The organism is Streptomyces sp. 8N706, assembly GCF_052245415.1.
Taxonomy (GTDB): Bacteria; Actinomycetota; Actinomycetes; order Streptomycetales; family Streptomycetaceae; genus Streptomyces.
This window is the reverse complement of the sequence record NZ_JBQQBW010000093.1, coordinates 17,256-27,109: the sequence shown is the minus strand read 5'-3', so window position 1 is coordinate 27,109 and position 9,854 is coordinate 17,256. Positions and strand designations below refer to the sequence as shown.

Below are 9,854 nucleotides of genomic sequence, written 5' to 3'. Positions count from 1 at the left end.
CTGGCCCGGGCCAGGCTCGGGCCCTGGCTCCGGCCCGGTTCCGGCCCTGGCTCTGGTTCCGTCTCGGTCTCGTTCCCTGCTCTGGTTCCGTCTCTGGTCTCGGCCCTGCTCCGGCCTCGGCCCCGGCCCTGGCCCTGCTCCGGCCTCGGCCCTGGCCCTGCTCCGGCCTCGGCCCTGGCCCTGCTCTGGCCTTGGCCCCGGCTCTGGCTCGGCTCCGGACTTGGCCTCGACCTCGGCCCCGGTGTCGGTGGTCACCGGGTAGCCCACGTCCGGCGAGCCCTGGCATCAGCACGCTGCCCGCGGGTCCTCACCTCACCTGAGCCGAACCTGACCGACGCGCTACGCGCGGACCCGGCCCGGTCTCCCTCCCGCCAGCGATCGGCCCTGACGGGACGAGTCTCCGCCCTTCGGACGGCGCCGGGCACGCGGAGGGAGCGGGTCAGCGCGCTCAGCCGGGCGCAGGCCTTGCCGTACGAGGTGCCGTCCGGCTGCAGGGTGAAGGCGGCCACGATCGCGCGGTCGTCCGTACCCACCGTCCCGGTGGTGTGCAGTGCCTCCCGGTCCAGGTCGACCGCGTCCGGCGTAGCGCCCCCGCGGCTGTTCTCCGGGGCCGCCGGAACGCTGTCTCCGGTCGTCGCGTGCGGTATGCACCCTCCGCCGGAGCCGAAGCCGGACCACCCCTGCTTCACCGCCCAGGGGCGCCGGAACGCGGACGGTATACCGAAGTGCTGGTCGAAGCCGTCCGCGGCGCAGCGGGTGGAAGCGCGGAGGTTGCCCATGACGAAGTCGCGGACGGCCGCGGGTGCGGAGTCGAGGATGTAGCGGTAGACCTTCACCGTGTCGGACGCGGTGAGAGCGGTGTAACCCCAGTACCCCGGGTAACCTGGCGGCGGACCCGCGGTACCGGTCAGGGAGAGCCGCGAGACCATCCGCCTGACGATCCCGGCCCGGCCGTCCGCCGCCCAGAACTGACTGGCCGAGCTGTCGTCACTGCTGCGGAGCATGGACTCCAGCCGGCGACGGTCCGCGGGCGGTACGTCGTACGCCGGGCCACGGTTCCACAGATAGTCGAGCGCTATCAGCAGCTTCACCACCGATGCGGAACGGAACTGGCTCTCCGCGTTGATCCGTTCGGTGAACGTTCCCGTTCGCCGGTCGAATACCGCGACTCCCGCCGTTACCCGCGCGGGCACCTCGACACGCGCGGAACGCGAAGGCTGCGTCGCCATCGCGGTGGGTGCCAGGAGCAGCGTGGCCATGGCCAACGTGACGAGGGCTCGGGACGACCTGGTACGCGGTGGGGGAGCGGGCTTCACGGCTGAGTTCGACCTTCGTGGGGACGGTTCGCGGCAGGGCGGGGCGGGGCTTCGCTGTTCGGAGCCTGGGGCCATGAACGTAGAACACGAACGGCAGTTCGGGACCCTGAGAATTCTCAGGGTCCGGCGACCCGTCCCCCGCCCACGTGGCCCTCACCCGCGCACGCCCCTGTCGCTCCGTCACCTACCGGAACCGGACCGATCTCCGTACCGCCTGCACGCCGGGACCGAGCGGTGGCCGGACGGTCGTACTGCCGTTCCCGGGCTGCGTGCAGCCGGGTGACCTGTGGGGCGGGAAGGAAGGAGCGCCTCGAGGCGGAGGAGAAACGCCGCTCTCATGGGAATATCTGATATTTAGTCCGTTGTGACGGAAGATGTCCGGCTGAGAGCGGCCCAAACCAGTGGGCTGCACCGAAGATGGAGTTCCACTATGCGCAATCGTGTGATCGTCAGCGCGCTGATCGTCGCCGCCGGCGTTGGGCTGCTCAGCCCCGTCGGCGCGTCCAGTGCCGACGAGAGCGGAGCCGTGCACGCGGCGGACGGCTTCTCGCGGAGCACCACGGTCGTCGGTCTGGTCGGGGGTCGCTCCCTGGTCAGTTTTGCAGCCGACCGGCCCAGTGAGGTGCGTTTCCTGGGACGTATCAGCGGCTTGAGGAATGACCAGTTCCTGGTGGGCATCGACTACCGGGTGCAGGACGGACGGCTGTACGGCGTCGGGAACCGGGGCGGCATCTACACCCTCACGACCCCCGGTCTCCGGGGCGGCGGCGGGGGCGGCGACGAAGTCCGGGCCCGTAAGGTCTCGCAGCTCACCATCCGCCTTAAGGGGCGTTTCTTCGGCGTGGACTTCGACCCCGCCGCCAACCGGCTCCGCATCATCAGTGACACCAGCCAGAACCTGCGTCACAACATCGACGACCGCAACGGCACACCCCGTCCCGGCACCACCGTCGCGGACGACAGGCTGACCAACCCGCCGAGGTCGTCCGACACCGGGGGTAACAGCAACGGGAACAGCAACAGCAACGGGAACAGCAACGCGAGCGGGAACGGCAACGGCAACGCGAGCGGGAACGGCAACGGCAACGCGAGCGGGAACGGCAACGGGAACGCGAACGGCAACGCGAGCGGGAACGGCAACGGCAACGCGAGCGGGAACGGCAACGGCAACGCGAGCGGGAACGGCAACGGGAACGCGAACGGCAACGCGAGCGGGAACGGCAACGGGAACGCGAACGGCAACGCGAGCGGGAACAGCAACAGCAACAGCAACCCGAGCGGCAACGGCAACGCGAACGCGAGCGGCAACGCGAGCGGCAACGCGAGCGGCAACGCGAGCGGCAACGGTAACGGCAACTGGAACGCGAGCGGGAACGGGAACGCGAACGGCAACGGCAACGCGAGCGGCAACAGCAACAGCAACGGCAACGCGAGCGGGAACGGTAACGCGAGCGGGAACAACAACGGCAACGCGAACGCGAACAACAACGGGAACGCCAACAGCGCAGGTGGCGGAAACAGCAACAACCGCAACGGCAACGACAACGACAACGGCAACGACAACGGCAACGACCGGAGACGCATCGCGACCGGTGTGACCGGTGCCGCCTACACGAACAACGACCTCAACCCCGCGACGAATACGACCCTCTTCGACATCGACACCGACCTGGACCGAGTTTCCATCCAGTCACCGCCCAACGACGGCACCCTCTTCCCCACCGGCCGCCTCGGGGTGAACGCCGGGCCGAACGCGGGCTTCGACATCCTGACCGACGCCGACCGCGGCACCAACACCGGCTATGCCACCCTCAGCACCGACAACCGGCGCGGCGGAGACGACCAGCGGAGCTTCTACCAGGTGAACCTGCTCACCGGACGAGCCCGCTTCATCGGTGACTTCCCTCAGCGGCAACCGGTCGAAGACATCGCTGTCCCCATCGATCGGCGTCGCTGACTCCCGGAAGTCCACGGCCCCCTCTCGCTACGTCGCCGCCCGCCTGCCGAACCGCTCGGCAGGCGGGCGCCTTGCCGAAGCGGTAGCGAACCCTCGGTTCGCCCCTATGCGGATCAGTTGGAGGTAACCCGCACATACAAGGGCCACCTTCAGGGACATTCGCATCACGGCTGACGGCGGTGTGATTTGTATCCTACGATCTTCACCTATGACGGCCAGTCGGCTGCGGAACGTGATGACTTGGGGTGGTTCACGAGGGCGCCGGGCCGGGCGCCGAAACCCACCGGATATGCCGACGGACTCGCCCCGTAGCCGAGCCCGCGGGCCGAAGGCCGAGCGGCTGGTGCCTTCTTCTGAACGGACGGGTGCGACCCCGCTCCGTAGGACACGTTCAGCCGCCCACCGGATGACGTGACCCGAGGGCTCTCACCTTCCCACCGTAACGATTCTTCCTGTGAGGCTCGATGGACCAGCACCTGGTAGCGGTACTGGCATGGGTTCTCGCCGCATGCGCGCTGGTCTCGTCCCTGCTGGCTGTGCAGCAGTACCGGGCGCGGCGCGGCGAGCGCGCCACAGCGGCGGCGGAACTGGCGGCAGCCGACGAGTGGGGAGCGGAGACGCTTGCCGCACTGGAGGGGCTGCGCGCCGAGCTGCGGCATCTCGCCGATGGGCGCGTGCCCGGTGCCGTAGCGGCTCTGACCCATCCGCACCTCGCCGTTCCGGGGCTGCTGGACCCCGAATGGGCGGACAGTGACGTCGACCGGGCGGGGCAGAGAGTGCTGGACAACGTCGGCGACGCCGTGCTCGCGGAGCGGCAGAGGATGGACTCGGCGGCGCGGGCCGCGCTGCGCGGCGCCACCACGCGCATCCAGGCGATGAGCTACCGGATGCAGGAGCTGCTCCAGGAACTGCAACACCGCTACGACGGAGAGAAGGTGATGCAGGACCTGATCGATGTGGACTTCCTCAACGAACAGATTCTGCGGCGCATCCAGGTCACGGGGATCGTGTCGGACGCGTGGCCGGGCCTGGCGCGCGACGACTCCTATCTGTCCGAGATCGTCATGGGTGCCAGCTCCCGGCTGCTGGGGTACCAGCGCATCCAGGTCACCAATCATCTGCGGGATCCGGTCGCGGTGGTGGCACGGGCGGTGGAACCGGTGGCCGTCGCCCTCACCGAGCTCCTGGCGAACGCCCTGCACCATTCACCTCCGGCTCTGCCCGTCCGTGTCGTCGTCCAGCAGACCGACGGGGGCGCCTCGGTCACCGTCGACGACGCCGGGGTGGGCATGCACGCCGACGAGAGGCAGCGCGCCGCGGAGTTGATGACGGCGGAACAGCCCATGCTCCTGACGGAACTCGGGGACCCGCCGCGATCCGGGTTCGCCGCGATCGGGCAGCTCTGCCGCGCGTACGGATTCCGTGTGCACGTCGAACCCAGCGTCTACGGGGGAGTCCGCGCCACCGTGTTCATCCCCCGTGATCCGCTGCTGACCCTGCTGGACGAGTCGAGGCATCCGATGTCGGCGATGGCTCCCCGGCCCTCTTCCTCTGAACCGATCGGGGCGCCCGACTCCGCGTCTGACGGCCCGCCCGCTCCCGGCGCCGCCGCGTCGAACGCGTCTGCCGCGGACCTGCCACACGCCGCCCACCTCGCGGATCCACGCCCTGAAGCATCGGCGGCGGGTCGGGAATCTCCGTCGGCCGCGAATCCCGTACACCCTGCGGATGCCCCGGATCCCCGTCCAGAGGTAGCGGCCGCGGACCGGGCCGCTCGGGCTGCGAGCAGCGCATCACCGGTCGTAGGCCCGCGAACTCCGGGTGCGGACAGTGAGGTTCCACCCGCAGACCGCGACGCTTCGGCGGGCAGGGGCGAAGTACCGCTCGCAGACGCGGAATCCCCGGTGACGAGTGCCGAGGTTCCGCTCACGGACCCGGAGGCTCCGTCCTGGAGACCGCACGTTCCGGACGCGGACCCGGAGGTTCCGGACGCGGACCCGGACGCTTCCGCGGCGGGCACCGACGCTTCCGCCGCATCTGGGGAGGCCCCCGCCCCCGGGCCCGGCGCCCTGCCGCGACGCCGCCGGCGCCAACCCGTTTCCGCCGACGGCCGGACTGCCGACGGCCGGACTGCCAACGGCCGGGCCGCCAACGGCCGGGCCGCCAACGGCCGGGCCGCCGAGGACCGGGCGTCCGACCGCCGTCGGGCACGCCCCGAAACGACGCGCTCCACGGCCGAGGCGGCGGAGAGCGCGGAGAAGTGGGCCGCCCTGCAACGAGGTTCCGCCGCCGGACGCCGCGCCACGGGCTCCGATGCCGACCGCACCGAAGAAGGGAACCCACCCGCATGAGCACGTTCGCCCGCCGTCCCCCGGCCGACGATCAGTCCTGGGTGCTCGCCCCCCTGCTGGAACTGCCGCACGTACAGCACGCCGCGCTCGTCTCCAGCGACGGATTCGTCCAGGGACGGTCACCTGACCTCAGCAGGCATCGCGCCGAAGGCGTCGCCGCGATGCTCTCCGCCCTGCAGGGAGCGGCTCGTTCCACCACCAGCGCCTTTACCGGCGGCCCCGCCGAACTGCGCCAGACCGTGGTGGAGTCCGCCGAGGGCTGGCTGGTGGCCGTGCCCGCCGGCCCTCATGCCTGCCTCGTGGCCTTCGCCGCCCCGGACATCAACATGGGCGTGCTCTCCCGCCAGTTGCACCGTCAGGCCGCCGCCCTCGGCGTGCAGGAGGTCACCTGTCCACCACGTCGGAACGCTGCTCCACGATGAGTCCCAGGCCCCCCAGGAGACGGCTGGTACCGGACTATCTGGCCACCGGCGGACGGGCCCAGGGCGACGACCGCATCTCGCTCGAACGGCTGTCCGTCCTGCAGGCGGCCACGCCCGAGGAGCCGAGAGAGCTCAGCCCGGGGCAACGGCGGGTGCTCGACATCCTCCCGGAGGGCCGTTCGCTGCCGCTGGCCGAGGTCGCCGCCCGGCTGGGACTGCCCTTCAGCATCGCGCGCGTACTGGCGGCGGACCTCGTCGAAGCCGGTTACCTTCGGACCCGTCCTCCCATCCCTCCCGCTCAGCGGCCCGACCGGGACCTTCTGGAGAAACTGATCAATGGACTCCATGGACTCAAGTCCTAGCGGCGGCCCCGGCGCGCTGCCGGAGGACGCCTCGGAACCGATCCTGGTGAAGGTGCTGATCGCCGGTCCCTTCGGAGTGGGCAAGACGACGATGATCCGCACACTGTCCGAGACACCGCCGTTCCACACCGAGGAGGTCCTGACGCAGGCGGGGGCGCTGGTGGACGATCTGTCCGGGGTGCGGGAGAAGGCCACCACGACCGTCGCCATCGACTTCGGCCGCCGTACGCTCTCCGACGAACTGATCCTCTATCTGTTCGGTACTCCCGGGCAGAAGCGTTTCCTGCCGCTGTGGGAGGACATCGTGGAAGGGGCCCTGGGCGCCCTGGTCCTCGTCGACACCCGTCGTCTGGACGCATCCTTCGAGGTCATGGACATCATCGAAGAGGCGGGGCTGCGTTATGCGGTCGCCGTCAACGCCTTTCCCGACGCGCCACTGCACGACCCGTCCATCCTCCGCGACCATCTGGATCTGCTCCCCGACACACCGCTCGTGGTGTGCGACGCACGCGACCGCGACCAGTCCGCCGACGCACTGATCACCCTCGCCCGTCACGTCATGGCCCACGCCCCCGTCGGAGCCGCCCGATGACCCTCCCGCCGCCCCCCGGTGCGATGCCGATGCCGGACCGCCCCGCGCACCGCGACCATGTCCCCCCGCGCCTGTACGGGCCCGAGTTCGCCGCGGACCCGAACAGCGCCTACGCCGAACTCCGCCAGTACGGCGATCTGGCCCCGGTCGAGATCGCCCCCGGCGTCAGCGCCATGCTCGTCACCGACTACCGAACGGCACTGGAGTTGCTGCACGACCCCGCCGACTGGTCCCACGACCCGAGGCCCTGGCAGGACTCCCTCCCCGCCGACTCACCGGTCCGGCCGATGCTCGGATGGCGGCCGAATGCCCTGTTCAGCGATGGGGAGGTGCACGAGCGCTACCGCAGCGTCATCACCGACTCCTTCCGTATGGTCGAACCGCACGAGCTGCGTTCCCTGGTCCACCGGGCGGCCGACTCGCTGATCGGCGAGTTCGGTGCCACCGGACGGGCCGACCTCATCGGCCAGTACGCGCGTGTCCTCCCGATGCTGTTGTTCAACCGGCTGTTCGGGCTCGGCGACGCCGACAGCTCCCGTCTCCTCGACGCTCTCGCGGGCACGTTCGAGGGCAACACCCCGCAGGAGGCCACGGCCGCGAACCGGACCTTCGAGAGCTGTGTGACGGACCTGGTGACCGCCAGGGGCCGGGAGCGGGGCCTCGACCTCATCAGCTGGTTCATCGAGCACCCCGCCGGGCTGAGCACCGAGGAGGTGATCCACCAGGTCGTACTGACCCTGGGCACCGGCCTGGAACCCACCACCAACCTCATCGGCAACGCACTGGCCCGCATGCTCTGCGACGACCGCTACTACACCACCCTCACCGGCGGCGCCCTCACGGCACACGACGCCATCACGGAAGTCCTCTGGTACGACCCGCCCCTGGCCAACTACGGGGCCCACTTCCCCCGCCGCGACCTCTACTTCCACGGAACCTGGATCCGGGCCGGTCAACTCGTCCTGATCTCCTACGCCGCGGCGAACCAGTCCGTACTCCGCTGTCCCCATGCCACCGCAACGGGCACCGGACCAAACGTCGAAGCAGGCGCCGGAACAGCTGCGGGAACGGGCGCGGGCTCCCATCTGGCCTGGTCCGCGGGGCCGCACGCCTGCCCCGTCCGGGACCACGCGCTGCTCGTGGCCGTCACCGCGATCGAACGGCTCACCGTCTGGCTCTCCGACATCGAACTGGCCGTCCCCTACGACCAGCTGGAGTGGCGCCCCGGAGGCTTCCACCGCGCCCTCGCCACCCTCCCCACCCGGTTCACGCCGATCGTCCCCGAACCAGCCGGAGCCACCCCTGCCACATGAGCGCACCCTCACCCTCCACCCGACCGCACACGACCTCCAGGCCGGGGCCGACCGCCTCCCCGGGGGCCGTCATGACGGGTGAGGGGCGCCGACCAGTACGCACCACCGCCACCACGGTCATCCGGGCACGCGAGCGGTGAGCAGCCGACGGCGTTCCTCCGTATCTCCGAGAGGACCCGTCCGCAACGCCCGCGGGCCGGGAAAGAGCCGATACGGAGAGGCGACGTGGCCGAACACCAAGGGGAAGGGCGAACCCGCCCGGGACCGCCCACCGTTCACGCCGCACGCCGCGCCCGCATTCTGGGGAGTCTGGTCATCCTTTCCCTGGCCGTGGGCTGCGGTGCGGAGAAGACCGCCACGACGGCGGACAAGCCGAAGCGGAAACCCAGCGCCGTAGCCCCGGCTCCGCCGAAGGTGGAGAAGATCGCCGCCATGACGGGCTGCAAGGTCAATATCCGTACCGAAGCGGACGAGCTCCGGGAAGGCGTCTGCGAAACCTCCCTGGGTGACTACCTCGTCACCACCTTCCCCGAGGAGAAGTACAAGCTGACCTGGCTGGACACCGCCCGTATGTACGGCGGGACGTATCTCGTCGGGCCGCGCTGGGCCATCAGCGCCAGACCGGGCGTCCTCGCACAACTCCGCTCGAAGGTCGGCGGCACGATCCAGGAACTGGACGGCATGAACGGCGCGGGGCCGCCGACCGGTTCGCGGTAGGCGGAAGCGGCACCCTGGAGGATCCGTTGCCGTGGGTCGAGGCGAGGTAGAACATCCGTCGCCTCTGCTCGCACCGTACCGGGGGCTTCGCCGGGGCGAGAAGGCTCATACGGGCCCCAGGCGCAGGTTCCAGCGGGCGCTGCGCCCCGTGAGCCGGGCCATGGACAACGGCGGAACGTCGATGCGCCAGAACGCCTCCGGGGGAGCCGAGAGGGCGTGCCCGATCGCGGCGCGGACGACGGCCGCCTCGGTGATCGCGAGCACACGGCCGGAGTCCTCAGGCAGCCTGTCGAGCCAGTCGGCGACCCGTCCGCAGAGGTCGAGGAGGGATTCGCCGCCATGGGGAGCGGCCGCCGGGTCGGTGGTCCAGGCGGCGAGCGCAGCAGGATCGGCGGCGGCGACGTCGGCGAGGCTACGGCCGCGCCAGGTGCCCATGTCACCGTCCCGCAGCGCCGGTTCGGCGTCCGCTTCCAGGCCCAGGGCCGCCGCGGTCTCCCGGCACCGCCGCGAAGGCGCGACGAGGTGACGTGTCGCGGGCGGCAGGGAAGCTGCGGCGGCGCGGGCCTCCTCCCGCCCGCGGTCGTCGAGCGGCCCGTCGTCGAACCGCACCTCACGTACGACCGGCCCGGCCGCCGCGCACACCAGGGTCAGCCGGATGCTCATCGCCGCGCTCCAAGTATCCATATGTCGTTCGTCCGAGGCACAGGGTAGCCAGCGGTGCCTGCGGTGAGACCGTGGGGCCGGGACAGGGGCGGTCTTGGCTGAAAGGGCACATCGGCTGTACCTTCTGTTGTGATAGGACGACGGTACGTACGGAAGCCCGG

9 protein-coding genes are annotated in these 9,854 nt (G+C 70.5%); 7 read left to right on the top strand and 2 right to left on the bottom strand.

Translation table 11 applies throughout. The features are described from left to right. Positions 1-251 precede the first annotated feature (251 nt). Positions 252-1,259, bottom strand: a complete 1,008-nt coding sequence (locus tag ACTWQE_RS26515) for a hypothetical protein (protein WP_443331575.1) — start codon at positions 1,257-1,259, stop codon at positions 252-254. A gap of 487 nt (positions 1,260-1,746) precedes the next feature. Here ACTWQE_RS26515 and ACTWQE_RS26510 point away from each other — a divergent pair, with 487 nt between their 5' ends. The 7 genes from ACTWQE_RS26510 to ACTWQE_RS26480 all read left to right on the top strand — a co-directional run bounded on the left by ACTWQE_RS26510 (position 1,747) and on the right by ACTWQE_RS26480 (position 9,030). Further along, positions 1,747-3,273, top strand: a complete 1,527-nt coding sequence (locus ACTWQE_RS26510; protein WP_443331574.1) for a DUF4394 domain-containing protein — start codon at positions 1,747-1,749, stop codon at positions 3,271-3,273. A 464-nt stretch (positions 3,274-3,737) separates the two neighbouring features. Beyond that, a complete protein-coding gene (locus ACTWQE_RS26505; RefSeq protein WP_443331573.1) occupies positions 3,738-5,624 on the top strand; it encodes an ATP-binding protein in 1,887 nt (628 codons plus the stop codon). Next, positions 5,621-6,046 carry a roadblock/LC7 domain-containing protein gene (locus ACTWQE_RS26500; protein WP_443331572.1) on the top strand — a complete coding sequence of 142 codons (426 nt, stop codon included), beginning with the start codon at positions 5,621-5,623 and terminating at the stop codon, positions 6,044-6,046. The genes ACTWQE_RS26505 and ACTWQE_RS26500 overlap by 4 nt, the downstream gene beginning before the upstream one ends. Continuing rightward, a complete protein-coding gene (locus tag ACTWQE_RS26495) occupies positions 6,043-6,408 on the top strand; it encodes a DUF742 domain-containing protein (RefSeq protein WP_443331571.1) in 366 nt (121 codons plus the stop codon). The genes ACTWQE_RS26500 and ACTWQE_RS26495 overlap by 4 nt, the downstream gene beginning before the upstream one ends. Further along, positions 6,392-7,000: a GTP-binding protein gene (locus ACTWQE_RS26490; RefSeq protein WP_443331570.1), complete on the top strand. Its 609-nt coding sequence runs from the start codon at positions 6,392-6,394 to the stop codon at positions 6,998-7,000. The genes ACTWQE_RS26495 and ACTWQE_RS26490 overlap by 17 nt, the downstream gene beginning before the upstream one ends. Then, on the top strand, positions 6,997-8,313 hold the full coding sequence (locus tag ACTWQE_RS26485; protein ID WP_443331569.1) for a cytochrome P450: 1,317 nt from the start codon (positions 6,997-6,999) through the stop codon (positions 8,311-8,313). Before ACTWQE_RS26490 ends, ACTWQE_RS26485 begins: the two co-directional genes overlap by 4 nt. Positions 8,314-8,538: 225 nt before the next feature. Continuing rightward, positions 8,539-9,030, top strand: a complete 492-nt coding sequence (locus ACTWQE_RS26480) for a hypothetical protein (RefSeq protein ID WP_443331568.1) — start codon at positions 8,539-8,541, stop codon at positions 9,028-9,030. A gap of 105 nt (positions 9,031-9,135) precedes the next feature. Here the strand turns inward: ACTWQE_RS26480 and ACTWQE_RS26475 are convergent, their stop codons facing one another. Beyond that, the gene (locus ACTWQE_RS26475) at positions 9,136-9,693 is read right to left on the bottom strand and encodes a histidine phosphatase family protein (protein WP_443331576.1); all 558 of its coding nucleotides are present in this window, start codon (positions 9,691-9,693) and stop codon (positions 9,136-9,138) included. Between the last annotated feature and the right edge of the window lie 161 nt (positions 9,694-9,854).

Coding starts and splice junctions, on each gene's coding strand:
- ACTWQE_RS26515 (WP_443331575.1), bottom strand. CDS start 1,259: ATGGCCACGCTGCTCCTGGCACCCACCGCGATGGCGACGCAGCCTTCG.
- ACTWQE_RS26510 (WP_443331574.1), top strand. CDS start 1,747: ATGCGCAATCGTGTGATCGTCAGCGCGCTGATCGTCGCCGCCGGCGTT.
- ACTWQE_RS26505 (WP_443331573.1), top strand. CDS start 3,738: ATGGACCAGCACCTGGTAGCGGTACTGGCATGGGTTCTCGCCGCATGC.
- ACTWQE_RS26500 (WP_443331572.1), top strand. CDS start 5,621: ATGAGCACGTTCGCCCGCCGTCCCCCGGCCGACGATCAGTCCTGGGTG.
- ACTWQE_RS26495 (WP_443331571.1), top strand. CDS start 6,043: ATGAGTCCCAGGCCCCCCAGGAGACGGCTGGTACCGGACTATCTGGCC.
- ACTWQE_RS26490 (WP_443331570.1), top strand. CDS start 6,392: ATGGACTCAAGTCCTAGCGGCGGCCCCGGCGCGCTGCCGGAGGACGCC.
- ACTWQE_RS26485 (WP_443331569.1), top strand. CDS start 6,997: ATGACCCTCCCGCCGCCCCCCGGTGCGATGCCGATGCCGGACCGCCCC.
- ACTWQE_RS26475 (WP_443331576.1), bottom strand. CDS start 9,693: ATGAGCATCCGGCTGACCCTGGTGTGCGCGGCGGCCGGGCCGGTCGTA.